Below are 495 nucleotides of genomic sequence, written 5' to 3' on the forward strand. Positions count from 1 at the left end.
TCATCGTCGATGATTTCCCATCCGTTGCGGGCAATCTCCCGGCTGATCACGCTGTGGTGGCGCCCCAGAAGTGTGGCGATCTGTCTGGCTGACAATCCCTGGCTGCACCCATGTTGGATCGTCAGGCGGTCTTCAAACGACAGTTGGACCCCGCGGCCGACTTTCACACGGTCCTCGGCATAGTCGGCAGGCGCGCTACCTGCCTGTGTTTTCATTGGTGCTGGCACGCCATCAACTTTGCTGTGTGCAGGTGGTTTTACCGCGCAAGCCTCCGGCGTGTTGGCGCGCTGTGACGCATCACAGCGTTCAGCCGCCTTCTTCTGGCGTGCTTGCTGCACCCAGCGATACACCGAATTGGCCGACATGCCATATGCATCAGCAACGCGTTTCACCGGCTCACCAGCCAGCACCCGTGCGACCGCGTCTGCTTTCTGCTGCGGGGTGATGCGCGGCTTTTTCTGCAGTTCGGTCAGCACACCGACTTTCGCCAACCGC

Annotated in this window: 1 protein-coding gene; it reads right to left on the reverse strand. The window is 60.8% G+C overall.

The genetic code is table 11. From position 1 onward, the window contains the following. On the reverse strand, positions 1–495 hold a 495-nt coding region (locus tag HMPREF2791_RS11755), incomplete at both ends, for a helix-turn-helix domain-containing protein (RefSeq protein WP_141764907.1).

This window comes from Corynebacterium sp. HMSC034A01, from assembly GCF_001838175.1.
Taxonomy (GTDB): Bacteria; Actinomycetota; Actinomycetes; order Mycobacteriales; family Mycobacteriaceae; genus Corynebacterium.